Source organism: Streptomyces sp. NBC_00572 (genome assembly GCF_026341815.1).
Taxonomy (GTDB): Bacteria; Actinomycetota; Actinomycetes; order Streptomycetales; family Streptomycetaceae; genus Streptomyces.
In genome coordinates, this window is the sequence record NZ_JAPENX010000001.1 from 872,688 (window position 1) to 896,846 (window position 24,159).

A 24,159-nucleotide genomic window follows, 5' to 3' on the forward strand; every position below is an offset into this window, starting at 1 on the left:
GGTCACCCGTTCGGGGCGGGGTCGCCCGGGCCTGTGGGTTAGCTCACAACAAGGCTCATTGAGGTTCTTTGTCCCCTCTCACAGCAGGCCCGGAAGGCCTGTGCCCGTTAACGTCGGAACCATGTCGACCTCCGCGCACCCCTCTGCCGACGTCATACGCACCGGCGGCACGGTCACCGACCGTCTCGTCGAGGCCAACGCACGTTACGCCGCCGATTTCACCGACCCGGGAATGGACGCGCGGCCCGTGCTGCGGGTCGCCGTCGTCGCCTGTATGGACGCCCGTCTCGACCTGCACTCGGCGCTCGGTCTCGAGCTCGGCGACTGCCACACGATCCGCAACGCGGGCGGCGTGGTCACCGACGACGTGATCCGGTCGCTCACCATCAGCCAGCGCGCCCTCGGCACCCGCAGCGTGATGCTGGTGCACCACACCGGCTGTGGCCTGGAATCGCTGACCGAGGACTTCCGGCACGAGCTGGAGGACGAGGTCGGCCAGCGCCCGGCCTGGGCGGTCGAGGCCTTCCGTGACGTCGACCAGGACGTACGGCAGTCGATGCAGCGGGTGCGGACCTCCCCCTTCCTGCTGCACGCCGACGACGTCCGGGGCTTCGTCTTCGACGTGACCACCGGCCTGCTGCGCGAGATCGACCCCGCTACCGACCCGGCTTAAACACCCAAAGCCCGGCATTTCCCTCGCACTTGTCAGCAGGCAAGTGACACGACCCGGCCATGCGAACAAGAATGCTCGGATGCGACACCCCCCGAAGATCCCACGGGGGCAGGTGTCCGTGTTCCGGAAGGCCGAGGAGGGCCGGGTGACGACCTATGACGATCGAGCGAGCCTCACTGATCTGACCACCACTGTGGAGAGAGTCCGCAGATCGGTGGAGAGTGTGATCGAGGGCAAGCCCGAGGTCGTACGGCTTTCGCTGACCGTGCTGCTCGCCGAGGGACATCTCCTCATCGAGGATGTCCCCGGCGTCGGCAAGACCATGCTGGCCAAGACACTGGCCCGGTCCATCGACTGTTCGGTGCGCCGTATCCAGTTCACTCCCGACCTGCTGCCCTCGGACGTCACGGGCGTGTCGATCTTCGACCAGCAGCGCCGGGACTTCGAGTTCAAGCCGGGCGCGATCTTCGCGCAGATCGTGATCGGCGACGAGATCAACCGCGCCTCGCCGAAGACCCAGTCCGCGCTCCTGGAGTCCATGGAGGAGCGTCAGGTCACCGTCGACGGCCAGACCTACGAGCTGCCCAGCCCGTTCATGGTCGTCGCCACGCAGAACCCGGTCGAGATGGAGGGCACCTACCCGCTGCCGGAGGCCCAGCGCGACCGCTTCATGGCCCGCGTCTCCATCGGCTACCCGAGCGCCGAGGCAGAGCTCCAGATGCTCGACGTGCACGGCTCGGTCTCCCCGCTGGACGACCTCCAACCGGTCGCCCACGCCCACGACATCATGAAGCTGATCGAGGCCGTGCGCGCGGTCCACGTCGCCGACGCCGTACGCCGCTACGCGGTCGAGATCGTCTCCGCCACCCGCACCCACGCCGACCTGCGGCTCGGCGCCTCCCCGCGGGCCACCCTCCACCTGCTGCGGGCCGCCAAGGCCTCCGCCGCGCTCAGCGGCCGCGAGTACGTGCTGCCCGACGACCTCCAGGCCCTCGCCGCGCCCGTCCTCGCCCACCGGCTGCTGCCGACGGCGCAGGCCCAGCTGAACCGCCGGACCGCCGAGCAGGTCGTGCAGGACATCCTGCAGCGCACCCCCGTCCCGGCCGCGGCCCCGCCCGCCGGACCGCTCTACGGCCAGCAGCCCGGCGCCCGGCGGCTGTGATGACTACCGCTGCCGTGCCGGACGGACAGCGGGGTGACGACGACGACCGGGGCGGTCTGCGGGCCGCCTTCGGCGGTCTCACCACCCGTGGCCGTTCCTTCCTCGCCGCCGGCGTGGCCGCCGCCGTCTGCGCGTACGTCCTCGGCCAGGCCGATCTGCTGCGCGTCGGGCTGCTGCTCGCCACCCTGCCGGTGATCTGCGTCCTCGTGCTGCACCGCACCCGCTACCGGGTCGCGGCCTCCCGCCGGCTCTCCCCCCAGCGGGTGGAGGCGGGCGCCGAGGCCCGGGTCCAGCTGCGCATGGAGAACGTCTCCAAGCTCCCCACCGGGCTGCTGATGCTGCAGGACCACGTGCCGTACATGCTGGGCCCCCGCCCCCGTTTCGTCCTCGACCGGGTCGAGGCCGGCGGGCGGCGCGAGGTGTCCTACCGGGTCCGCTCCGACCTGCGCGGCCGCTTCCCGCTCGGCCCGCTCCAGCTGCGGCTCAACGACCCCTTCGGGATGTGCGAGCTGACCCGCTCCTTCAGCGCGTACGACACCCTCACCGTCATTCCGAGGACCGAGGCACTGCCTCCGGTGAAGCTCTTCGGCGAGGCCTCGGGGTACGGCGACGGACAGCAGCGCTCGCTCGCCCTCGCCGGCGACGACGACATCATCCCGCGCGCCTACCGGCACGGTGACGACCTGCGCCGGGTGCACTGGCGCTCCACCGCCCGCTACGGCGAGCTGATGGTCCGCCGCGAGGAGCAGCCGCAGCGGGCCCGCTGCACCGTCCTCCTCGACACCCGCCGGATCGCCTACCAGGGCTCCGGCCCCGACTCCGCGTTCGAGTGGGCGGTCTCCGGCGCCGCCTCCGCCCTGATCCACATGCTGGAGCGCGGCTACGCGGTCCGGCTGGTCACCGACACCGGCAGCGCGGTGCCCGGCGAGGGCGCCGAGGGCTTCGCCGGCTCGGCCCAGGACTCGGCCGAATCGGCCGGTCTGATGATGGACACCCTCGCGGTCGTCGACCACTCCGAGGGCGGCGGTCTCTCCCGCGCCTCCGACACGCTGCGCGGCGGCGGCGAAGGGCTGCTCATCGCCTTCGTCGGCGACCTCGACGAGGAGCAGGCGGCCCTCACCGCCCGGATGCGGGGCCGAGCCGGCGCGGCCGTCGCCTTCGTCCTGGACTCCGGGACCTGGCTGACCGGCGGCGCGGTCGCCGGGGCCGTCGAGGAGCGGGTGCGGCAGCTGCGCGAGGCGGGCTGGACGGCACTGGCCGTCGCCCCCTCGGCCAAGCTCGCCGACCTGTGGCAGCAGGCGGCCGGAGTCCGCGCGGAGTCCGCCGCCGCCGACACCTACGGAGGATGGTCATGAGCGGGCGCGCACGGCTGACCCTGGCCGCCTGGGGCGCCACTCTGATGGCGTCCGGAGCACTGCTCCCCCTGGTGAAACCGGCGACCTGGATCTTCACGGCGGCCTTCGTCCTCGCCCTGGTGAGCGGGGCGGGCACGCTGGCCCGGCGGGCACCGCTGGCCCGGCCGCTGACCCTGCTCGCCCAGTTCGCCGTCGCGCTGCTCGCGCTGACCGTGATCTTCGCCCGCGAGCAGGCGATCCTCGGGTTCCTGCCGGGCCCGCAGGTCGTCACCCACGCCGTCGAACTGTTCACGGCGGGCGCCGAGGACGTCAGCCGGTACGCGATCCCCGCCCCGGACACCCAGGGCATCCGGCTCATGCTGGTCGGCGGCGTCGTCGCCATCGGCCTCATGGTGGACACCCTCGCGGTCACCTTCCGCAAGGCGGCCCCGGCCGGGCTTCCGCTGCTCGCCCTGTACTCGGTGGCGGCCGGTCTCTCCGGCGGCGGCGCCGGCTGGCTCTGGTTCCTGCTCGCGGGCACCGGCTATCTGCTGCTGATCCTCGCCGAGAGCCGCGACCGGCTCTCGGCGTGGGGGCGGGTCTTCGGCGGCGCCCAGCGCTCCGGCCGGCCCGGCACCGCCCTCGCGGCGGGCGGCGGCACGGCCTTCGCCCCGGCCCGCACCGGCCGCCGGATCGGCGCCGTGGCCATGGGCGTCGCCATGGTCGTACCGCTCGCACTGCCCGGTTTCTCCGGCGGTCTCTTCGGCGGCGACGGCGAGGGAACGGGCGGCACCGGCAAGGGCGGCGGCACGATCACGGCCGTGAACCCGCTGGTCTCCCTCCAGGACAATCTGCGCCAGCCGGAGGACCGGGAGGTCCTGCGCTACCGGACCAACGCCCGCGACAACTCCGACATGTACCTGCGGCTCGTCGCGCTCGACCAGTTCGACGGCACCTCGTGGAAGTCCTCGGTCCGCCCGATCGAGGCCGTCCCCAAGCAGCTGCCCTGGCCGGACGGACTCTCCCAGACCGTCCAGATCACCGAGGTGACCAGCAACTTCGTCGCCTCCGACGGCTACGAGCAGAAGTGGCTGCCGATGCCGTACCCGGCCGGCCGCGTCGACATCGACGGACGCTGGCGGTACGAGCCGACCGGCCGGATGCTCGTCGGCGACGACAAGCAGACCACCCGGGGCGCCCGCTACACGGTCTCCAGCCTGGACGTCCGGCCCACGTCCGCCCAGCTGGCCGCGGCCGGGAACGCCCCGGAGCAGGTACGCCGCGAGTACACCAAGGTCCCGGCCTCGCTGCCGGCCGATGTGAAGGCGACCGCGCTCGACGTCACCAAGGGCGCGCGCAACGACTACGAGCGGGCGGTCAAGCTCCAGGACTGGTTCGCCCGGGACGGCGGCTTCCGCTACGACGTCGAGGTCACGTCCGGCACCGGCGTGCAGGCGATCTCCCGCTTCCTGAAGGACAAGCAGGGCTTCTGCGTCCACTTCTCCTTCTCCATGGCGGCGATGGCCCGCTCCCTCGGCATCCCGGCCCGGGTCGCCGTGGGCTTCATGCCGGGCACGACACAGACCGACGGCTCCGTCTCGGTCGGCATCCGGGACGCGCACGCGTGGCCCGAGCTGTACTTCGAGGGTGCCGGCTGGACCCGGTTCGAGCCGACCCCCTCGCGGGGCTCCACCCCCGCGTACACCCGGGGCAACACGCCCTCGGGTACGGCCACCAACCCCGCCCAGCCCCAGCAGAGCGCCTCGGCGCAGCCCTCCGCCGCCCCGAGCGCCTCGGAGAGCTGCACCCCGCAGGAACGCCGGCTCGGCGACTGCGACCCGGAGGAGGCGGTGGGCGGTACGACGTCCGACGGCTCCGGCCCGAACCCCCTGACGGTGGTCCTCATCGCCCTGGGCGCACTGCTCGTCCTCGCCCTCCCGTTCCTCCCCCTCCTCTGGCGGACACGGGTACGGGCGCGGCGGCTGGGCACGGCCGGGCTCCGCGGACCGGAGGAGACGACGGCACGGACGCTCGCGGTCTGGCAGGAGATCAACGACACCGCCTGGGACTACGGGGTCGAGCCGGACGAATCGCAGACGCCGAGAAAGACGGCGGCGCGGATCGTCCGGGTCGGCGAGCTGGGCGGCGAGGCGGCGGACTCGGTGCACCGGGTGGCACGGGCGGTGGAGGAGGCGCTGTACGCCCCGAACCCGCGGCCCACTTCCGGCCTGGCGGACGAGGCGGCCCGGATCCGGGCGGGCTTCCACGCCGCGGCGGACCGCCGGGCCCGCCTCCGGGCGCTCCTGGCCCCCCGCTCGGCGGCCCGTCTGCGCTGGTCGGCCGCGGTCGGCTGGTCGCGAACGACGACGAAGTGGTCGACGCGCCGCGACGCCCTTCTCGCCCGAGCGACGACCGCACTCCGCAAACCCCCCCGCGAAGCAAACTGACCCGTAAGCCCCGGGCCCGGCCCCCGCCCCATCATCGGGGGCCGGGCCCGGGGCCGGGCCCAACCCCACCTCCATGCGTGCTGCGCCCGACCCCGTACAGGGCTGGGCCCCACCCCGCCCCCACCGCCGTGTGGCCAATCGTCCCTCCCCCAGACCCCGTCCGGGGGAGGAACAAGATGCGCACCGCGGCGGGCGGGGACGACGAAGCCCCGTGCGGCTGGCGCTGTCGCGCGGGCCGCACAGGGCTCGGTCACATAAGGTCGCGGGGCCGCCGCTCAGGGGGCCGTCAGTGGCCGCCGCCCTGCTGCTCGTCGCGGCGGCGCTGCCACCGCTCTTCCATCCGGTTCATCATGGAGCGTCGCTGCCGGGTCTGACGGCCACCGGCCGTCGTCCCACTCCTGGTGGCCTGCTGCTGCTCACCCGGCTTCGGCGCCTTGCGCCATCCGGTGACCGCCAGGACCGCGCAGCCCAGCATGACGAGGAACCCCACCACGCTGATCCAGATCTGCTGTGCGACCATTCCGGCCATGAGGAGCGCGATACCCACCAGGAAGCCGGCGACTGCCTGGTAGACCCGTCGCCGGGTGTACGTACGCAGTCCGCTTCCCTCGAGCGCTGTCGCGAACTTGGGATCTTCGGCGTACAGCGCTCGCTCCATCTGCTCGAGCATTCGCTGCTCGTGCTCCGAGAGCGGCACGGAGTCCTCCTAGTCGTCGGTCGCGGGGGCGACCGGTTTGCGGCCCTTTCAGGATAGGCAGGGAATCGCCCCCGTGAAACCCGCCCACAATGCCGAATAGCCAATCCGGGCCGCCATGCGGATCGGTTGCTGAGGCGTTGATTCCCCAGGCCCTCCTCCGTCATGCCGGATGCTGTCCCCCGATCATACGGGGCGGAGGCCGATACCGGGCGGGCAGTGGCGTACTCCATGGGGTGCCGTCGCCCGCACCGCCGAACGGGTGGCCGTCCAGCTCAGGCCCGCTTCTCGCCCAGGAGGTGCAGCTGGGTGGCGATGGCCTGGAAGGAGGGCAGCTCGGCGGCCGCCGCTTCGAGCTTGAGCAGGGCCTCGGCGGCACCGGGCTCGGTGTCGACGAGGACGCCGGGGACGAGGTCGGCGAAGACCCGGACGCCGTGCACGGCGCCGACCTCCAGACCGGCCGCGTCGGCCAGCTCGGTGAGCTGCCCGGCGGTGAAGCGCCGGGGCACGGGGTCGCCCGCGCCCCAGCGGCCCGCCGGGTCGGAGAGCGCGTGCCGGGCCTCGGTGAAGTGCCCGGCGAGGGCACGGGCCAGGACCGCGCCGCCGAGTCCGGCGGCGAGCAGGCTGAGGCTGCCGGCGGGCCGGAGCGCGGCGACCGCGTTCCGTACGCCCTCGGCGGGGTCGTCGACGTACTCCAGGACCCCGTGGCAGAGCACCGCGTCGTAGCCCTCGCGGCCGACCACGTCGAAGAGGCCGCTGATGTCGCCCTGGACGCCGGTGACGAGGTCGGCGACCCCGGCCTCGGCGGCCCGGCGCTCCAGCGCGAAGAGCGCGTTGGGGCTGGGGTCGACGACGGTGACCCGGTGGCCGAGGCGGGCGACCGGCACCGCGAAGTTTCCGGAGCCGCCGCCCGTGTCGAGGACGTCGAGGCTGTCCTTCCCGGTGGCCTCGACCCGGCGGTCGAGGGCGTCCTTGAGGACGTCCCAGACGACGGCGGTACGCAGGGAGGCGCGCGACGGGCGCGACGTCGCCTCTCGACCGAAGACAGGGGAAGGGTCCGGCACGGCTGTTGACTCCTCGGTGACGGGTACGGACGTCCCCACCCTATGGCCTCGGTCCTGCCTTTCGGATCACCCGTCGGCCTCGTCCGCGCCGGGCTGGCGGGGCAGCACCGGCCGGAGGGCGAGCAGCCGCTCGACCAGGCGCAGGAAGTGCGCGGAGTCCCTGAGCAGGTCGTCGGCCTCGCGCCGGGTCGCCGCGCCGGCGATCCCGGCCTCGGCGCGGGCCCTGCGCGGGGCGCCGGAGGCGAAGAGGGCGCTCCATTCGGTGAGCTCGGGCGCCAGCTCGGCGAGGAGCTCCCAGGCGCTCCTTATCCGCTGTCTGCGGCGGGGGCCGGGCTCGGGCCTGGCCAGGGCGGCGAGCACTGCGGCGGCGGCCCGCAGGGCGGCGAGGTGGGCGGCCGCGTACCGCTCGTGGGGGCGGTCGAGCGCGGCGGCCTCGACGAGTCCGGCGCGGGCCTTGGCGAGGAGGTCGAGGGCAGCCGGCGGGGCGGCGGTGCGGCGCGGGACGGGGTGGATGTCGGACGCGGGTCCCGCCTGCACGGGGGCGGGGCGTCGGCGGGGCGCGGCTGCTGCGGAAGGGCTTGCCATGACGAGTCCTCCTGTCGTCGCGTGACGGCTTCGTGGCCGTATGTGTCCATCGTGCCCGGCCCCACTGACAATCCCGCTGACCTGGGGTTTTGCCTGAAAACCCAACTCCGGGGTAACTTTTGCACTGACCAGTCAGTTCAAAAGGGGGAATGGGGGGTGGATCCGTGGGAGCGGAAGCCGATGAGCGGCCGCGCGGCGCCGCCGTCGTCGCGGACGGCTTCGGACTGAAGGGACCGCGCGGCTGGGCCTTCCGGGAGGTCTCGTTCCGGGCCGAGCCGGGCTCGCTGGTGGCGATCGAGGGGCCCTCGGGCTCGGGCCGCACCTGCCTGCTGCTCGCGCTCACCGGCAGGATGAAGGCCAAGGAGGGCACCGCCGAGGTCGGCGGCCTGCCGCTGCCCCGGAAGATGTCGGCGGTGCGCCGGATCACCGCCCTCGGGCAGGTCCCCGGCGTCAGCGAGCTCGACCCCGCCTTCACGGTGGCCGAGCACCTGAACGAGCGGGCCCTGCTCCAGCGCCGTTTCGACGGCACCGTCCGGGCCCTGCTGCGGCGCCCGGCCGAGCGCAAGGCATCGGCCAGGGCCCGGATCGACGAGGCCGTGGCGGCCGCGGGGCTCGACCTCGCCGCCCTGCCGAAGGGCGAGCGGACCTCCGTACGGGATCTGGAGCGGCTCGAAGCGCTGCGGCTCTCGATCGCCCTGGCCCTGATCGGCCGTCCCCGGCTGCTCGCCGTGGACGACACGGACCTGAAGCTCTCGGACGCCGACCGCGCCGAGGCCTGGGCGCTGCTGCGCTCGGTGGCGAATTCCGGGACCACCGTCCTCGCGGTCTGCAGCGAGGCCCCGGAGAACGCCCTGCGGATCACCACGCTCGCCGACACCACCGCCGACAAGAGCGAGGCCGAGTCCGAGTCCGGAACCGAGGCCGGGGCCAGGGCCGGGGCCGAGACCAAGGCCGGAGCCGGAGCCGAGGTCAAGTCCGGAGCCGTAGCCGCAGAAGACGCCGACGCCGAGGACAGCGACACCAAGGCCGACGACACCAAGGCCGACGGCGACGTCACCGAAGAGTCCGCCGAAGACACGACCGAGGAGGGGGCGGCCGATGCGCTCGCCGAAACTGGCCGCGCTTGAGCTGAAGCGCTTCGGCAGGGGAAAGCTGCCGCGCGCCGCGCTCGTCGCGATCCTGCTGCTGCCCCTGCTGTACGGCGCCCTGTACCTGTACTCGTTCTGGGACCCGTACAGCAGGCTCGACAAGATCCCCGTCGCCCTCGTCAACGAGGACCGGGGCGCCACCACCGACGGCAAGAAGATCAACGCCGGCGACGACATCACCAAGGGGCTCCTGGAGAGCAACACCTTCGCCTGGCACCGGGTGAGCGACGCCGAGGCGCGCAAGGGCGTCGAGGACGGCACGTACTACCTGTCCCTGACCATGCCCGGCGACTTCAGCTCGCGCATCGCCTCCAGTTCCGGCGACGCGCCCGAGACCGGCGCCCTCCGGGTGCGGACCAACGACGCCAACAACTACATCGTCGGCCAGATCTCCCGGACGGTGTTCTCCGAGGTCCGCACCGCGGCCTCCACCAAGTCCTCTCGCACCTTCCTCGACAAGATCTTCATCTCCTTCTCCGACATCCACGACGCCACCGCGAAGGCCGCCAAGGGCGCGGGCGACCTCAAGCAGGGTGTGGACAAGGCGAAGAAGGGCTCGAAGGACCTGGCGAACGGCCTCAAGGACGCCAAGACCGGCAGTGGCGACCTGGCCGCCGGCCTGAAGAAGCTCGACAAGGGCGCCAAGGACCTGGAGAGCGGCTCCCGCAAGGTCGCCGACGGCACGCAGTCCCTCGCCGACAAGGTGAACGGCAACGCCGACAAGGTCCGCCCCTATCTGGCGAACAACGGCAAGTCCATCCGCGACACCGCCCGGCTCGTCTCGGACTCCGCCACCGCGGTCCGCCACAACCTCGACGTCCTGGTGAAGCGCGCCCCGGTGATCCGCAGCGCGGCGCACGTGGCCGACGACGAGCTGGCCAAGGCCCACCGGGAGGAGTGCGTGGCGAAGCCGGAGGCCGCCGCCGAGTTCCCCACCATCTGCGCCACGCTCAAGAAGGCCTCCGTCACGGCCGGGGACGTCGCCACGATCGCGGACGACGTCCACGAGCTGACCAAGGACAGCAAGGGCGACCTCAAGACCCTCGACGCGCGGCTCGTGAAGCTCACGCAGCAGGCCGACGAGCTCGCCCGCCGCGCCCCGCACCTCGACGAGGACGTCGAGGACGCCATCCGGAAGATCAACGAGCTCAACGCGGGCGCGAAGAAGGTCGCGTCGGGCGCCGACAGGCTGCACACCGGCATCACCGACGCCAAGGCCGGCTCCGTGAGCCTCGACACCGGCGTGGGCAAGCTCAAGAAGGGCGCGGGCGACCTCGACGGCGGCCTGTTCAAACTGGCCGACGGCTCGGGCACCCTCGCCACCGGCCTGAAGGACGGGGTCGACCGGATCCCCGACTACGACGAGCAGGCCCGTGACCGGCGTACGGAGGTCATGGCCGATCCCGTGCAGCTGGCCTCCCAGTCCCTGCACAAGGCGCCGAACTACGGCACCGGTTTCGCCCCGTACTTCATCCCGCTCTCCCTCTGGGTCGGCGCGATGGTGGCGTACATGATCATCCAGCCGCTCAACCGGCGCGCCCTGGCCGCCGGCGGCTCCGCCTGGCGGATCGCGCTCGCGGGCTGGCTGCCGGTGGCGGCGATCGGCATCCTCCAGGTCGGGGCGCTCATGTCGGTCCTGCACTGGGGCCTCGGCCTCCAGATGGACCGGGCGGCCGGCACGGTCGGCTTCCTCGCCCTCGTCACCTGCTGCTTCGCCGCGATCATCCAGTGGCTCAACGCCCGCTTCGGCGCGGCCGGCCGGATCCTGGTCCTCGCGGTCCTGATGCTCCAGCTGACCTCGGCGGGCGGCACGTACCCCGTACAGACCAGTCCGGGCTTCTTCAACGCCGTCCACCCCTACCTGCCGATGAGCTACGTGGTCGAGGCGCTGCGCCGGCTGATCACGGGCGGCGGGATCGGGCCCGTCTGGCAGGCCTGCGCGGTCCTGACCGCGTTCACTCTGGGCGCCCTGGCCCTGACCGCCGTGTCCGCCCGCAAGAAGCAGGTCTGGACGCTCGACCGGCTCCACCCCGAACTGAGCCTGTGAGACGGGGCCTGTGGCACCCGCGACACCTGTGAGAATCGACCCCATGGACAGCAGCAGCACCCGACGCCAGGCCACGCGCGCGAAGCTCTACGAGGCGGCCGTCACCCTCATCGCGGAGCAGGGCTTCTCCGCGACCACGGTGGACGAGATCGCCGAGCGGGCCGGCGTCGCCAAGGGCACGGTCTACTACAACTTCAAGAGCAAGACCGAGCTCTTCGAGGAGCTGCTGCGCCATGGGGTGTCGCTGCTCACGGCCTCGCTGCGGACGGCGGCCGAGGAGACCGCCGAGCGCGGCGGGAGCCGGGTCGACGCGCTGGACGCGATGATCCGGGCGGGCCTCGTCTTCATCGACCGCTACCCGGCCTTCACCCAGCTGTACGTGGCCGAGCTGTGGCGCACCAACCGGGCCTGGAACTCGACCCTCCTGGTGGTCCGGCAGGAAGCCGTGGCCGTGGTCGAGGGGGTGCTGCGCGAGGCCGTCGCGGCCGGTGAGCTGAGCGAGGAGATCGACGTCCAGCTGACGGCGGCGGCGCTCGTGGGGATGGTGCTCGTGGCGGCGCTGGACTGGCAGGCCTTCCAGAGCGAGCGTTCGCTCGACGACGTGCACGCGGCGCTGTCCCGGCTGTTGCACGGCCGGGTGGGCGGCCGCTGACCACGCGCCCGCGTGGAGGACGACAAAAGGCCGGTGCGGCGAGGCTCGATCCCCCCGAGCCCCGTCGCACCGGCCTTCCGCCGTACACCCCCGTGACACCCCCGTGCCCCGTAGCGGCAGGCGCGCGGCCCCGGTTCCGCAGCCCCGTGCCGGCGGTGCCCGGAGCCGCGCCCCTTCCGTGGACTCCACTCTTCCGCCCCGGGGGTCCCGCGCCCATCCGCGCACCTACTCATCTCGACCCCTAGGTACGGGTACTCAGTCCTGGTTACGATCGCGGGCGTGTCCGTACTCCCCCTGGTGTTCACCAGCGGCTGGGCGAGCGGGATCAACGCGTACGCGGTGGTCCTGCTGTTCGGCGTCTTCGGCGCGACCGGGCTCACCGACGAGGTGCCCGAGTCCTTGCAGCGCACCGATGTCCTCGTCGCCGCCGGCGTGCTCTTCCTCTGTGAGGCGGTGGCGGACAAGATCCCGTACGTCGACTCGATATGGGATTCCGTCCACACGGTGATCCGGCCGATCGCGGGGGCCGTGGTCGGCGCCCTGCTCGCCGGGCAGAACGGTTCGCTGCCGGAGCTGGCGGCGGGCGCGGTCGGTGGTTCGACGGCCCTGCTGAGTCATTTCGTCAAGGCCGGGACGAGGATGGCGGTCAACTCCTCACCGGAGCCGTTCTCCAACGTCGCGCTGAGTCTGGCGGAGGATCTCGGGGTGGCGGCGATCGTCACCTTCGCGATCTTCCATCCGCTGGCGGCGGCGAGCATCGCGGCCGTCCTGCTCGCCCTCGGCCTGGTGATACTGGTCTTCCTCGCCCAGCGGATCCGCCGCTTCCTGCGCCGCAGGTCGCAGCGGCGCGAGGAGAGACAGCTCGCCGACGTGGAGGCCCGCACCCGGGCCCGGCCGCCGTCCGGCGACGGCTCGGAACACTTCTGAGCCCGTTCGGGACTGTCCGAGGCGCCGGATAAAGTCGCTGACATGGCACGGATTGTGGTGATCGGCGCGGGACTCGGCGCCATGGCGGCGGCGGCCCGGCTGGCCGTGGCGGGCCACCGGGTGACGGTGTACGAGCGGGGGGCGACGTACGGCGGCGCGGTCGGCCGGTTCGCGCGCGACGGGTTCGCGTTCGACACGGGCCCCGGGCTGCTGCACCTGCCCGCCGTGTACCGGGACCTGTTCGTGAAGACCGGCAAGGAGCCCCTGGAGGACTGCGTCTCGCTGACGCAGGTCGACCCGGCGAGCCGTCATGTCTTCGCCGACAACGCCCGCGTGGACCTGCCGAACGCCTCCCGGGCCGGCACGGTCGCCGCCCTGGACGCGGCGCTCGGCGCGGGCGCGGGCGAGCGCTGGGGCGACTTCCTGGTGCGGGCCCGCGAGGCCTGGGACCGCACCCGCCGCCCGCTCCTGGAGGAGCCGCAGCCGGCCGACCGTTCGCCGCTGGCCCGTGAGCCGTACCCGGCCCTGAAGGCGGGCCTGTTGCGGCGCCCGACGACGACGCTCGCGCAGATCGGGGCGCGTGAGCTGCGCGACCCCCGGCTCGCCGCCCTCCTCGACGCGTACGCGTGGACGTACGGCTTCGACCCGGCCACCGCCCCGGCCTCGGCCGCCGTCCTGCCGTACATGGAGCAGACCTTCGGCAGCTGGTACGTGGGCGGGGGCCTGCGGGCGCTCGCCGACGCGGTGTACGAGCGGTGCCGGAAGCGGCGGGTCGAGTTCGTCTTCGACGCGGCCGTCGAGGACGTCCTGGAGAAGGACGGCCGGGCGGTGGGTGTCCGGCTGGCCGGGGGCGAGACCGTCGAGGCCGACCAGGTCGTCTCGGGGGCCCCGGTGCCCGCCCTCTACCACGAGCACGTCGTCGAGTGGGGTCACGGCGACGACTGGCCGCCGTACCAGGCCGCCCGGACGAGCCGGGTGACGGCCTGTCTGGCCCTGCGCGGGCCCCGGGAGCCGGAGGCGGTCCACCGCACGGTCGTGCACGCGGACGGCGACCGGCCGACGGTGACGGTGCTGCGCCCGAACGACCCGGCGCTGCGTCCGGACGCGGACCACGAGTCGGTGACGGTCACGGCGACCGTCCACACGTCCCCGGACCGGGACGCGGCCGCGTGGGAGGCCTTCGCCGGGCGGATGGTCGAGGCGGCCGGGCGCGCGGTCCCGGGGCTCCGGGAGCGACTGCTGTGGCAGCACGTCCGCACCCCGGAGGACGTACGGCGGGACACGGGCACCGCCGAGGTGCCGGGGCCCGCGCTCGCGGGGGCCGGCGGTCACCTGCTTCCGGCCGACAACCGCTCCCCGCTGCCGGGCCTCTGGTTCGCGGGCGGCTGGTCCCACCCGGGCGGCGGGCTCGCCCACGCGGGCATGTCGGGCGCGCTGGTGGCGGGATTCATCGTGGAGGGCGCGGACTTCCGCGGCTCCCGGTAGACGCGTGGGGGCCCCGCCGGACTCGGCGGGGCCCCCACGGTCATTCAGTACCGGTACTGCTGCTGGTCGTCCGGGTGCGGCTCGTAGCCGTACTGGCCCGGTCCCTGCTGCTGCGGCTGGGGCGCCTGATCGGTGTCGCGCTGCTGCGGGACCCAGACCCCGCCGGGCGGAGTGTCGTAGCTGTACGAGGGGGCGTACGGGTCGCCGTAGTAGGAGCCGTACTGCTGGCCGTCCGTACCCGGGCCGATGTACGGATCGGAGTAGGCGGCGTACTGCTGCTGCCCGGCGGCCTGACCGTAGTCGTAGGCCGGCTGCTGCTGCTCGTACGCGGGCGCGTAGGGGTCGTACCCCGTCTGGTAACCCGTGTCGTAGCCGGTGCCGGGGGTCTGGGCAGCACCCTGGCCCGTGTCCTGGCCCAGGTTGTAGACCCCGTACTGGCCGGTGTCCTCGGGCATCGGCAGGGGTTCGTAGACCGCGGTGGTCTCGGCGGCGGACGGAGCGCCGGCCCCCTCCGGCCCGTCCTGCACCGAGTACGGGGCGTCCTCGGCCTCGTAGGAGAGCTCGGTGACCTCCAGCGTGGGTCCGGCCTGCGCCGGAGCACCCGACCTGCGGCGACGGCTCGCGCCCGGGCTGCCGCCGATCGCCCAGCCGGTGGAGAAGCCACGGCGGAAGGAGAGCGTCACATAGGTCTGGCCGACGGCGAAGGCGACCGCCCCGGCGATGATCACCGCCACCGAGGGCAGCAGCACGCCGAAGACCACGCCGAGGAAGCCGCAGAAGGCGAGAATCCGCCAGCGCAGTCGTGCCTTGTACTGGAGGAGCACCTCCCCCAGCAGCCACAGCGCGACCACGCCGAACGCGATGTAGAGGACCGTCCACCCCATGCCCCGCCGCCCCTCTCCACGGTCACCGCCGCGGGTCGGGGCGGGTACGACCGGTCACGACTGCTGGTGCAGTCCGAGATTCTCGTAGATCTCGAGCGTCGCGGTGGAACTGTTCAGCGTGATGAAGTGCAGTCCGGGGACACCCTCGGAGAGCAGCCGCGCGCAGAACTCCGTCGCGAACTCGATACCGATGGAGCGTACAGCGGTGGGATCGTCCTTGACGGCGAGGATGCGCTCTTTCACGTCCGCGGGGAAGTGCGCGTTGCTCAGCTGGGGCAGTCGGCCGAGGGTCTTCACGTTCACGACGGGCATGACCTCGGGGATGATCGGGGTCTCGCAGCCGGCCTTGGCGACGCTGTCCCGCAGCCGCAGATAGTTCTCCGGGTCGAAGAACATCTGGGTGATCGCGTAGTCGGCACCGGCACGGCACTTGTCCACGAAGTGCCGGATGTCCTTGTCCCAGTCGGTGGAGCGGGGGTGCATCTCGGGGAAGGCGGCGACGCCCACGCAGAAGTCGCCCGATTCCTTGATCAGCCGGACGAGGTCGGCGGCGTACTTGACGCCCTCGGGGTGTTCGACCCACTCCCCCAGCGGGTCGCCCGCCGGGTCGCCGCGCAGCGCGAGCATGTTGCGGATGCCGGCGTCGGCGTACTGGCCGAGGATGTTGCGCAGCTCGGCGACCGAGTGGTCGACGGCCGTGAGGTGCGCGACCGGGGTGAGCGTGGTGTCGGAGGCGATCTTCTGGGTCGCCTTGACGGTGCCGCCGCGGGTGGTGCCGCCGGCGCCGTAGGTCACGGAGACGAAGCTCGGCCCGACCGCCTCGACGCGGCGCATCGCGTTCCAGAGGCCCTGCTCGCCCTTCTCGGTCCGGGGCGCGAAGAACTCGAAGGAGTACGACGTGCCGCCGGAGGCGAGGATCTCGCGGACCGTGCGGGCGCGGTCCGAACGGACGGAAGCGGTTCCAAGGGCCATACCGGCAGGTTAGACGGGGCGCGGGGAGCGGCGTAAACGGTGTCCGCTGAATGGACACCTTTTCGGACAGGCGCCCGGGCGGATCGTTGGAGGATCTGCCGGAAGGTCCCGGCGGGCGCCTCGCAGGGGCCCGCCGGGCCGGCCGGCCCGCCGGGCCGGCCCTCAGATCCCCTGGATCTCCGCGCGCTCCCGGACCCGCTTGGCGAGGGCGGCCGTCGCGGCGGCCGGGTCGTCGGCCTCGGTGATCGCCCGGACGACGACGATCCGGCGCGCACCCGCGTCCAGGACCTCGTCCAGATTCGTCTCGTCGATGCCACCGATGGCGAACCAGGGGCGGTCCTGGGCCAGGCCGGCCGTGTACCGCACGAGGTCGAGGCCCGGTGCGTACCGTCCGGGCTTGGTGGGGGTGGGCCAGCAGGGCCCGGTGCAGAAGTAGTCCACGCCCGGTTCGACGGCGGCCGCGGCCGCCTCGGTCTCGGCGTGGCAGGAGCGGCCGATCAGTACGTCGTCGGAGCCGCCGAGGATCGCGCGGGCGGCGGGCACGGGCAGGTCGCCCTGGCCCAGGTGCAGCACGTCGGATCCGATGGCGTGGGCGACGTCGGCCCGGTCGTTCACCGCGAGGAGCTTGCCGTGCCGGCGGGCGGCGTCGGCGAAGACGGCGAGGTGCTCCAGCTCCTCACCGGCCTCCATGCCCTTGTCGCGGAGCTGCACGATGTCCACGCCGGAGGAGAGCACGGCGTCGAGGAAGGCGGGCAGGTCGCCCTGGCGCTTCCGGGCGTCGGTGCACAGGTAGAGCCGGGCGTCGGCGAGCCGCTCACGAGGCGTGGGCATGGGTGGGTTCCCCCCGTCGGTCGCGCCGGTGCCACGGCGGCCGGCCCGTGGGGGCCGGTCGCCGTGGCACCCGCTTGGTGGTGTCTTCGGTGCGTGCGGGCGTCAGAGGGCGAGCGCCTGGGCGCGGCGCTTCACCTCCGTGCCGCGATTCTCGTTGAGCGCCTGCGCGGGCGTGCCCGGCAGGCTCTCGTCCGGAGTGAACAGCCACTCCAGCATCTCTTCGTCGGTGAAGCCGTCGTCCCGCAGCACGGTCAGGAGCCCGACGAGGCCCTTGACGATCCTGTCGCCCTGGATGAAGGCGGCGGGGATCTGCAGGGCGTTGTTCTCTCCGCGGCGCACGGCGATGAGCTGACCTTCCTTGATCAGCTGCCGCACGCGCGTCACCTCGACATCGAGCATCTCCGCGATGTCGGGCACATAGAGCCAGGCGGGGACGAGCGCATCGATCTTTACGTCAATCTCGGTCACAGGACAAGCCTGCCATCCCGGACTGACAGCCGGTAGTCGGGCCCTACCGGACTGCGGCCTTCAGGGGTACGGAGGGGTCCGCCGCGCGCGTGGGGTCGAGGGCGGTGGCCGACTCGATGAGCTTGCGGCCCTGGGCCAGATCCCGGGGGCGGCCGACGGCGAGGAGGGCGACCGGCACCTCGGCGCGCAGCCACAGCACGGACCAGGCCCCCTCCGCCGGGTCGCCGCGCCAGAGCAGTTCGTCGGCGTCCGCGTGGTGACCGGCGTACTGGACGAAGCGGCCGAACTGCTCGGACCAGAAGTACGGAACGGGGTCGTACGGCCCCGAGTCCGCCCCGGTGATGGTTCCGGCGACCGTGCGGGGGCCCTGGAGCGCGTTGTCCCAGTGGTGGACGAGGAGGCGCCGCCCGTAGCGGGCGGAGGGGAAGGAGGCGCAGTCCCCGACGGCGTACACATCGGGCAGGCTGGTGCGCAGCCGCTCGTCGGCGGTGACGGCGCCGCTCGGATCGAGGTCGATGCCGGAGCCGGCGAGCCAGTCGGTGGCGGGACGGGCGCCGATGCCGACGACGACGGCGTCGGCGGGCAGCTCGCGGCCGTCGGCGAGGACGACCCGGCCCGGTGCGCCGGGCTCGACGGTGCGGACGCGCGCGTGGGTGAGGAGTTCGGCACCGTTCTCGCCGAACCACTCGGCCATCGGGGCGGTGACCTCGGCGGGCAGGGCTCCGGCGAGGGGGCGGTCGGCGGCCTCGACGACGGTGACGGCGCAGCCGGCCGCGCGCGCGGCGGTGGCGAACTCGGCGCCGATCCAGCCGGCGCCGACGACCACGACGCTGTGGCGGCGCTCCAGGACGGGCCCGAGGCGTACGGCGTCGTCGAGGGTGCGCAGCAGATGGACCCCGGGGACGCCCTCGGTGCCGGGCAGGGTGACCGGCTGGGCGCCGGTGGCGACGACCAGGGTGTCGTACCCGACGGACCCGGCCTCGGTGTCGATCTCGTGGTCGGCGGCGCGCAGCCCGGTGACGTCCAGGCCGAGGCGGAGCTCGACGCCGAGCTCCTCGAAGTCGACGTCGAAGGCGGAGTCCTCGGCCTTGCCGAGGAGGACGGCCTTGGAGAGCGGGGGCCGGTCGTAGGGCTGGTGGGGCTCGGCCCCGATGAGGGTCACGGGGCCGGTGAAGCCCTGTTCGCGCAGGGCGACGGCGGTCTGTACACCCGCCATCCCGGCGCCGACGATCACGACGTGCTGCTGTGCCTGCTTCTGCTCGCTCACCCGACCACCTTACGCATCTGACGGATCGTCAGGAAGGGAGGGGCCTACGGCCCCCCGGACGCGGAAGCTAGTGTGTCGGGCGTAAAGCACTCGCGGGAGCCCGGACGCACCGGGCTGAGAGGGAGGCTGGGACGGCCTCCGACCGTACGAACCTGATCCGGGTCATGCCGGCGAAGGGAGGGGCTGGACGCCCATGCGTTCTTCCGATGTCCATGTGTCCGAAACCGACGCATCCGATACCGATGTGCCCGATGTCCGTGAGTCCGACGTCAGCGGGTCCGATACCGGTCGGGCCGATGTCCGCGGGTCCGATGCCGGTCGGGCCGACGTCCTCGTCGTCGGGGGCGGCATCATCGGCCTGGTCACGGCCTGGCGGGCCGCGCGGCACGGCCTGCGCACCGCCGTGGTCGACCCCGACCCGGGCGGCGGCGCCGCGCGGGTGGCGGCCGGGATGCTCGCCGCCGTCACCGAACTCCACTACGGCGAGGAGACCCTCCTCGGGCTCAACCTCGCCTCCGCCCGGCGCTATCCCGACTTCGTCGCCGAACTCACCGAGGCCACCGGCCTCGACGTCGGCTACCGCGCCTGCGGCACCCTCGCCGTCGCCCTCGACGCCGACGACCGGGCCCATCTGCGCGAACTGCACGCCCTGCAGACCCGCTGCGGACTCACCTCGGAGTGGCTCAGCGGCCGCGAGTGCCGCCGCCTCGAACCGATGCTGGCCCCGGGCGTGCGCGGCGGACTCCGGGTGGACGGCGACCACCAGGTCGACCCGCGCCGGCTCGCCGCCGCGCTCCTCGTCGCCTGCGAACGGGCCGGGGTGGTCTTCCACCGCGCCCTCGCGCAGAACCTGACGGTGGTACGGGACCGGGCGCGCGGTGTCGTGCTCGCCGGGGGCGAGGAACTGACGGCCGACCAGGTCGTCCTCGCCGCGGGCAGCCTGAGCGGGCGCCTCGCGGGCGTACCGGACGAGGTCCTGCCGCCGGTGCGACCGGTGAAGGGCCAGGTACTGCGCCTGCGGGTGCCGGCCCCGTACGCCCCCTTCCTCTCCCGGACCGTCCGGGCCGTCGTCCGCGGCAGCCACGTCTACCTGGTGCCCCGCGAGAACGGCGAACTCGTCGTCGGCGCCACCAGCGAGGAACTGGGCTGGGACACCACGGTCACGGCGGGCGGGGTGTACGAGCTGCTGCGCGACGCCCACGAACTCGTCCCCGGGCTCACCGAACTGCCGCTCACCGAGACCCTCGCGGGCCTGCGCCCCGCGTCACCCGACAACGCGCCGATGCTCGGCCCCACCGCCCTGCCCGGCCTGCACCTCGCCACCGGCCACTACCGCAACGGGGTCCTGCTCACCCCCGTCACCGGCGACGTCATGGCCGAGGTGCTCACCACCGGCGTCCTCCCCGACGAGGCCCGCCCCTTCACCCCCCGCCGTTTTTCCAGTACTCCTCCCGTACGTCAGGAGCAGCCCGTATGAACGTGTCCGTGAACGGAGAACCGCGCGTGCTCTCCGGCCCCCTCTCCCTCGACGCCCTCGTCGCCACCCTGACCACGGCCCACTCCGGGGTCGCCGCCGCCCTCAACGAGACGGTCGTACCGCGCGGCGAATGGGAGACGACGCTCCTCGGCGAGGGCGACCGGGTGGAAGTCCTCACCGCGGTCCAGGGAGGTTGAGCGCGATGTCCGACGACGTCTTCACCCTCGGGGGTACGGAGTTCTCCTCGCGGCTCATCATGGGCACCGGCGGGGCGCCCAGCCTCGACGTCCTTGAGCGCTCGCTGGTCGCCAGCGGTACGGAGCTGACGACGGTCGCGATGCGCCGCCTCGATCCGACCGTCCAGGGCTCGGTCCTCTCCGTCCTGGAGCGGCTCGGCATCCGGGTCCTGCCGAACACGGCGGGCTGCTACACGGCGGGCGAGGCCGTCCTCACGGCCCGCCTGGCCCGCGAGGCGCTCGGCACCGACTGGATCAAGCTGGAGGTCGTCGCCGACGAGCGGACCCTGCTGCCGGACGGGGAGGAACTCCTCGAAGCGGCCGAGACGCTGGTCGACGACGGCTTCACCGTCCTCCCCTACACCAACGACGACCCGGTCCTCGCGCGCAAGCTGGAGGACGTCGGCTGCGCGGCGATCATGCCGCTCGGCTCCCCCATCGGCTCGGGGCTCGGCATCCGCAACCCGCACAACTTCCAGCTGATCACGGAGCGGGCGGGGGTGCCGGTGATCCTCGACGCGGGCGCGGGCACGGCGTCCGACGCGGCGCTCGCGATGGAACTGGGGTGCGCGGCGGTCATGCTCGCCTCGGCGGTGACCCGCGCGCAGGAGCCGGTCCTGATGGCCTCGGCGATGCGGCACGCGGTGGAGGCGGGGCGCCTGGCACACCGGGCGGGCCGCATCCCCCGCCGCCACTTCGCGGAGGCGTCGTCACCGACGACAGGCCGCGCAACCCTGGACCCGGAACGCCCGGCCTTCTGAAACGAAGGCGCCGCCGCCCCCCGTGCGGGGGCCTCCGTTCCGCCGGGGCGGCTCCGCCCCACTCCCCCGCCCAGGCCTTGGTGCCGCCGGGCCGACCCGCAGGGCGCGGCCACACGGCGGCGGGCCCGGTTCGGGCGGCGGGTGCGCGGGGTCCGGGCGCGGTTCGGGCGTGCGGTGCTCGTCACAGGTGCGTCGCAGTCGTGGGCGCCCGGCCAAGGCCCCGCCCGCCCCCTCGTAGACTCGACGCCGTGGACACGACCCTTCAGGACCCCCTCGTCGGGCGGCTGCTCGACGGCCGCTACCGCGTCGACGCGCGCATCGCCGTCGGCGGGATGGCCACGGTCTACCGGGCCGTCGACACCCGCCTCGACCGCGTCCTCGCGCTCAAGGTGATGCACCCCGCTCTCGCCACGGACGCCGCCTTCGTCGAGCGCTTCATCCGCGAGGCGAAGTCCGTCGCCCGGCTCTCGCACCCGAATGTCGTCGGTGTCTTCGACCAGGGCGCCGAGGGCGCGTACGTCTATCTGGCGATGGAGTACGTCGCCGGCTGCACCCTCCGTGACGTGCTGCGCGAGCGCGGCGCCCTCGCGCCCCGGGCCGCGCTCGACATCCTGGAGCCGGTGCTCGCCGCGCTCGGCGCCGCGCACCGGGCCGGGTTCGTGCACCGGGACATGAAGCCGGAGAACGTCCTGATAGGGGACGACGGCCGGGTGAAGGTCGCGGACTTCGGTCTCGTGCGGGCCGTGGGCTCGGCGACGGCCACCACTGGTTCGGTCCTCGGCACCGTCTCGTACCTGGCGCCGGAGCAGATCGAGCACGGCACCGCCGACACCCGCGCCGATGTGTACGCCTGCGGTGTCGTCCTGTACGAGATGCTGACCGGCGGCAAGCCGCACTCGGGCGACACGCCCGCCCAGGTGCTCTACCAGCACCTCAGCACGGACGTGCCCGCCCCCTCGGCGACCGTTCCCGGGCTCGCCCTGGAGCTGGACGAGCTGGTCGCGGCGGCCACGGCCCGTAACCCCGAGGTCCGCCCGTACGACGCCGTCGCCCTGCTCGCCCTCCTCCGGGAGGCCCGCGCCGCGCTCGGCGACGAGCAGCTGGACGCCGTACCCCCGCAGGCGCGGTCCGAGGCCCGGGACACCACGGACGACCGGACCAGCGTGATCGCCCGGCCCGCACCGGCCGAGGCCGACGCGCACCAGGTGCTGCACACGAACCGGCTTCCGGCCCCTGAGCCGCCCGCGCCCGGCCGCCGTCGCCGGCCCCCGCGCGGCCCTCTGCTCCTCGTCCTCGGCGTTCTGCTGGCCCTCGGCCTGGGCGCCGGCGTCTGGTACATCAATTCCGGCCAGTTCACCCGGGTCCCCGCCGTGCTCGGCCAGACGGAGACCGAGGCGACCAAGCGGATCACCGACGCCGGTCTTGAGGTCGGCACGACGAAGCGCGCGTTCAGCGACGTCTACGAGCGCGGCACCGTCATGGCCGTCGACCCGGCGCCCGGCGAGCGTCTCCGGGACAACGGCACGGTCACCCTGACCCTGTCCCGGGGCCCCGAGATCGTGAAGGTGCCCAACCTCAAGAACAAGCCACTCGCCGAGGCGAAGCGGGCCCTGGCGCAGGAGGGCCTGGTGGCCGGGGTGATCACCAGCGCGTTCAGCGACTCGGTCGCCCAGGGCGCGGTGATCAGTACGGACCCCGAGCCCGGCACCGAGCGCGCCCCCGACTCGGCCATCGCCCTGGTGGTCAGCAAGGGCTCCCCGATCGACGTCCCCGACGTCACCGGCGAGACCGTGGCCGATGCCACGGCCCTGCTCCAGGACGAGGGGCTCAAGGTGGTCGTCGCCCCGGAGCGGATCAACTCGCCCGAGGACGCCGGATCAATCGCCGCCCAGTCCCTCGCCGGGGGCAGCCGGGCCGCCGAGGGCGACACCATCACCCTCACCGTCTCCAAGGGCCCCCGGCTCGTCGAGGTCCCGGACGTCACCGGCGAGTCGGTCGACGACGCCCGTACGGCCCTGGAGGACGAGGGCTTCGAGGTGGAGATCAAGAAGTCCTTCCCCTACCTGGGCAACACGGTCGCGAGCCAGTCCGTGGAGGGCGGCTCCACCGCGCCCGAGGGCTCCGTCGTCACGATCACGATCAAGGGACTGTAGAAGCTGATGCGCAACCCCGTCGGTGGCCATGTCCCGGTGGCCGGTGGCCTCGCCACGGTCGGCCTCGGTTACGCCCGTGAGCTCGGCGCCGAGACCGTGCAGGTCTTCGTCGCCAACCCGCGCGGCTGGGCCACCCCGCCCGGGAACCCCGCCCAGGACGAACGCTTCCGCGCCGACTGCGCCGCCGAGTCGATCTCGGCCTGGGTCCACGCCCCGTACCTGATCAACTTCGGTTCCCACACCGAGGCCACCGCGGAGAAGTCGGTGGAGTCGATGCGGCACTCGCTGCGGCGGGGCCGCGAGATCGGCGCGAAGGGCGTGGTGGTGCACACCGGCTCGGCGACCGGGGGCCGCACGCGCGCGGTGGCGCTCGCGCAGGTGCGGGAGCTGCTGCTGCCGCTGCTCGACGAGCTGACGCACGAGGACGATCCGGATCTGCTCCTGGAGTCGACGGCCGGGCAGGGCTTCTCGCTCTGCTCGCGCGCGGAGGACTTCGGGCCGTACTTCGACGCGCTCGACCGTCATCCGAAGCTGGGGATCTGCCTCGACACCTGTCACATCTTCGCCGCCGGCCACGATCTGACCGGTCCGCACGGCGCGGCGCAGACGCTCGACCAGCTGGTGGCGACCGTGGGCGAGGGACGTCTGAAGCTGATCCACGCCAATGACTCCCAGGACGTCGTCGGCGCCCGCAAGGACCGGCACGCGAACATCGGCGTGGGTCACATCGGCGAGGACGCGTTCCGGAACCTCCTCCGCCACCCGGCGACCGAGGGCGTGCCGCTGATCATCGAGACGCCCGGCGGCACGGCGGGTCACCTCGCGGACGTGGATCTGCTCAAGAAGCTGAGGGACTGACACGACTTCCCGTTGAGGAATACCCCTGGGGGGT

22 protein-coding genes and 1 riboswitch are annotated in these 24,159 nt (G+C 73.2%); of the genes, 14 read left to right on the forward strand and 8 right to left on the reverse strand.

Annotation, left to right across the window (positions count from 1 at the left end; all coding sequences use genetic code 11):
* The first annotated feature begins 121 nt into the window (after positions 1-121).
* The 4 genes from OG514_RS04030 to OG514_RS04045 all read left to right on the forward strand — a co-directional run bounded on the left by OG514_RS04030 (position 122) and on the right by OG514_RS04045 (position 5,616).
* Positions 122-673 carry a carbonic anhydrase gene (locus OG514_RS04030; protein ID WP_266890873.1) on the forward strand — a complete coding sequence of 184 codons (552 nt, stop codon included), beginning with the start codon at positions 122-124 and terminating at the stop codon, positions 671-673.
* A 145-nt stretch (positions 674-818) separates the two neighbouring features.
* Positions 819-1,835 (forward strand): MoxR family ATPase, encoded by a 1,017-nt coding sequence (locus OG514_RS04035; protein WP_266890875.1) that lies wholly within the window; start codon positions 819-821, stop codon positions 1,833-1,835.
* On the forward strand, positions 1,835-3,190 hold the full coding sequence (locus tag OG514_RS04040) for a DUF58 domain-containing protein (RefSeq protein ID WP_266890877.1): 1,356 nt from the start codon (positions 1,835-1,837) through the stop codon (positions 3,188-3,190). Before OG514_RS04035 ends, OG514_RS04040 begins: the two co-directional genes overlap by 1 nt.
* Positions 3,187-5,616, forward strand: a complete 2,430-nt coding sequence (locus tag OG514_RS04045; protein WP_266890879.1) for a DUF3488 and transglutaminase-like domain-containing protein — start codon at positions 3,187-3,189, stop codon at positions 5,614-5,616. Before OG514_RS04040 ends, OG514_RS04045 begins: the two co-directional genes overlap by 4 nt.
* Positions 5,617-5,902: 286 nt before the next feature.
* On the opposite strand, the gene OG514_RS04050 is transcribed toward OG514_RS04045, so the two are convergent.
* From OG514_RS04050 to OG514_RS04060, 3 genes are all read right to left on the reverse strand, one after another.
* A complete protein-coding gene (locus tag OG514_RS04050) occupies positions 5,903-6,313 on the reverse strand; it encodes a DUF3040 domain-containing protein (protein ID WP_266890881.1) in 411 nt (136 codons plus the stop codon).
* 272 nt (positions 6,314-6,585) lie between these two features.
* The gene (locus tag OG514_RS04055) at positions 6,586-7,374 is read right to left on the reverse strand and encodes a bifunctional 2-polyprenyl-6-hydroxyphenol methylase/3-demethylubiquinol 3-O-methyltransferase UbiG (RefSeq protein ID WP_266890883.1); all 789 of its coding nucleotides are present in this window, start codon (positions 7,372-7,374) and stop codon (positions 6,586-6,588) included.
* Between the two features lie 66 nt (positions 7,375-7,440).
* Positions 7,441-7,959: an SAV_6107 family HEPN domain-containing protein gene (locus OG514_RS04060; protein ID WP_266890885.1), complete on the reverse strand. Its 519-nt coding sequence runs from the start codon at positions 7,957-7,959 to the stop codon at positions 7,441-7,443.
* 164 nt (positions 7,960-8,123) lie between these two features.
* Here OG514_RS04060 and OG514_RS04065 point away from each other — a divergent pair, with 164 nt between their 5' ends.
* The 5 genes from OG514_RS04065 (at position 8,124) to OG514_RS04085 (ending at position 14,218) form a co-directional block, all read left to right on the forward strand.
* Positions 8,124-9,086 (forward strand): ATP-binding cassette domain-containing protein, encoded by a 963-nt coding sequence (locus OG514_RS04065; protein WP_266890887.1) that lies wholly within the window; start codon positions 8,124-8,126, stop codon positions 9,084-9,086.
* Positions 9,058-11,154, forward strand: a complete 2,097-nt coding sequence (locus OG514_RS04070; RefSeq protein ID WP_266890889.1) for a YhgE/Pip domain-containing protein — start codon at positions 9,058-9,060, stop codon at positions 11,152-11,154. The genes OG514_RS04065 and OG514_RS04070 overlap by 29 nt, the downstream gene beginning before the upstream one ends.
* 43 nt (positions 11,155-11,197) lie before the next feature.
* Complete coding sequence (locus OG514_RS04075) at positions 11,198-11,806, forward strand: TetR/AcrR family transcriptional regulator (RefSeq protein WP_266890891.1); 609 nt, start codon at positions 11,198-11,200, stop codon at positions 11,804-11,806.
* A 279-nt stretch (positions 11,807-12,085) separates the two neighbouring features.
* Positions 12,086-12,733: a DUF4126 domain-containing protein gene (locus OG514_RS04080; RefSeq protein ID WP_266890893.1), complete on the forward strand. Its 648-nt coding sequence runs from the start codon at positions 12,086-12,088 to the stop codon at positions 12,731-12,733.
* Between the two features lie 42 nt (positions 12,734-12,775).
* Positions 12,776-14,218, forward strand: coding sequence for an NAD(P)/FAD-dependent oxidoreductase (locus OG514_RS04085; RefSeq protein WP_266890895.1), 1,443 nt, complete (start codon positions 12,776-12,778; stop codon positions 14,216-14,218).
* 44 nt (positions 14,219-14,262) lie between these two features.
* Here OG514_RS04085 and OG514_RS04090 read toward each other — a convergent pair whose 3' ends face one another.
* The 5 genes from OG514_RS04090 to OG514_RS04110 all read right to left on the reverse strand — a co-directional run bounded on the left by OG514_RS04090 (position 14,263) and on the right by OG514_RS04110 (position 18,640).
* Positions 14,263-15,102: a hypothetical protein gene (locus tag OG514_RS04090; protein WP_266890897.1), complete on the reverse strand. Its 840-nt coding sequence runs from the start codon at positions 15,100-15,102 to the stop codon at positions 14,263-14,265.
* Between the two features lie 54 nt (positions 15,103-15,156).
* Positions 15,157-16,074 carry a methylenetetrahydrofolate reductase [NAD(P)H] gene (metF, locus tag OG514_RS04095; RefSeq protein ID WP_266890899.1) on the reverse strand — a complete coding sequence of 306 codons (918 nt, stop codon included), beginning with the start codon at positions 16,072-16,074 and terminating at the stop codon, positions 15,157-15,159.
* A 162-nt stretch (positions 16,075-16,236) separates the two neighbouring features.
* Positions 16,237-16,905, reverse strand: a complete 669-nt coding sequence (thiE, locus tag OG514_RS04100) for a thiamine phosphate synthase (RefSeq protein ID WP_266890901.1) — start codon at positions 16,903-16,905, stop codon at positions 16,237-16,239.
* Positions 16,906-17,007: 102 nt separating this feature from the next.
* Positions 17,008-17,373 (reverse strand): Rv2175c family DNA-binding protein, encoded by a 366-nt coding sequence (locus tag OG514_RS04105; RefSeq protein WP_266890903.1) that lies wholly within the window; start codon positions 17,371-17,373, stop codon positions 17,008-17,010.
* 43 nt (positions 17,374-17,416) lie between these two features.
* Complete coding sequence (locus tag OG514_RS04110; RefSeq protein ID WP_266890905.1) at positions 17,417-18,640, reverse strand: NAD(P)/FAD-dependent oxidoreductase; 1,224 nt, start codon at positions 18,638-18,640, stop codon at positions 17,417-17,419.
* Positions 18,641-18,722: 82 nt separating this feature from the next.
* Positions 18,723-18,836, forward strand: a riboswitch (TPP riboswitch).
* Between the two features lie 48 nt (positions 18,837-18,884).
* On the opposite strand from OG514_RS04110, the gene thiO reads away from it, so the two are divergent.
* From thiO to OG514_RS04135, 5 genes are all read left to right on the forward strand, one after another.
* Positions 18,885-20,117 carry a glycine oxidase ThiO gene (gene thiO, locus OG514_RS04115; RefSeq protein ID WP_266890907.1) on the forward strand — a complete coding sequence of 411 codons (1,233 nt, stop codon included), beginning with the start codon at positions 18,885-18,887 and terminating at the stop codon, positions 20,115-20,117.
* Complete coding sequence (thiS, locus tag OG514_RS04120) at positions 20,114-20,314, forward strand: sulfur carrier protein ThiS (protein WP_266890909.1); 201 nt, start codon at positions 20,114-20,116, stop codon at positions 20,312-20,314. The genes thiO and thiS overlap by 4 nt, the downstream gene beginning before the upstream one ends.
* Positions 20,315-20,319: 5 nt before the next feature.
* Entirely contained in the window at positions 20,320-21,114 is a 795-nt protein-coding gene (locus OG514_RS04125) for a thiazole synthase (protein WP_266890911.1), read from the forward strand.
* 248 nt (positions 21,115-21,362) lie between these two features.
* Complete coding sequence (gene pknB, locus OG514_RS04130; protein WP_266890912.1) at positions 21,363-23,267, forward strand: Stk1 family PASTA domain-containing Ser/Thr kinase; 1,905 nt, start codon at positions 21,363-21,365, stop codon at positions 23,265-23,267.
* A gap of 6 nt (positions 23,268-23,273) precedes the next feature.
* Positions 23,274-24,125, forward strand: coding sequence for a deoxyribonuclease IV (locus tag OG514_RS04135; RefSeq protein WP_266890914.1), 852 nt, complete (start codon positions 23,274-23,276; stop codon positions 24,123-24,125).
* Positions 24,126-24,159 lie beyond the last annotated feature (34 nt).

Excerpts from the sequence above, each read along its gene's own strand:
- OG514_RS04090 (WP_266890897.1), bottom strand. The coding sequence starts at position 15,102 with ATGGGGTGGACGGTCCTCTACATCGCGTTCGGCGTGGTCGCGCTGTGG.
- OG514_RS04135 (WP_266890914.1), top strand. The coding sequence starts at position 23,274 with ATGCGCAACCCCGTCGGTGGCCATGTCCCGGTGGCCGGTGGCCTCGCC.
- OG514_RS04045 (WP_266890879.1), top strand. The coding sequence starts at position 3,187 with ATGAGCGGGCGCGCACGGCTGACCCTGGCCGCCTGGGGCGCCACTCTG.
- OG514_RS04075 (WP_266890891.1), top strand. The coding sequence starts at position 11,198 with ATGGACAGCAGCAGCACCCGACGCCAGGCCACGCGCGCGAAGCTCTAC.
- OG514_RS04040 (WP_266890877.1), top strand. The coding sequence starts at position 1,835 with ATGACTACCGCTGCCGTGCCGGACGGACAGCGGGGTGACGACGACGAC.
- OG514_RS04060 (WP_266890885.1), bottom strand. The coding sequence starts at position 7,959 with ATGGCAAGCCCTTCCGCAGCAGCCGCGCCCCGCCGACGCCCCGCCCCC.
- OG514_RS04125 (WP_266890911.1), top strand. The coding sequence starts at position 20,320 with ATGTCCGACGACGTCTTCACCCTCGGGGGTACGGAGTTCTCCTCGCGG.
- thiS (WP_266890909.1), top strand. The coding sequence starts at position 20,114 with ATGAACGTGTCCGTGAACGGAGAACCGCGCGTGCTCTCCGGCCCCCTC.
- OG514_RS04070 (WP_266890889.1), top strand. The coding sequence starts at position 9,058 with ATGCGCTCGCCGAAACTGGCCGCGCTTGAGCTGAAGCGCTTCGGCAGG.
- OG514_RS04030 (WP_266890873.1), top strand. The coding sequence starts at position 122 with ATGTCGACCTCCGCGCACCCCTCTGCCGACGTCATACGCACCGGCGGC.
- metF (WP_266890899.1), bottom strand. The coding sequence starts at position 16,074 with ATGGCCCTTGGAACCGCTTCCGTCCGTTCGGACCGCGCCCGCACGGTC.
- thiE (WP_266890901.1), bottom strand. The coding sequence starts at position 16,905 with ATGCCCACGCCTCGTGAGCGGCTCGCCGACGCCCGGCTCTACCTGTGC.
- OG514_RS04085 (WP_266890895.1), top strand. The coding sequence starts at position 12,776 with ATGGCACGGATTGTGGTGATCGGCGCGGGACTCGGCGCCATGGCGGCG.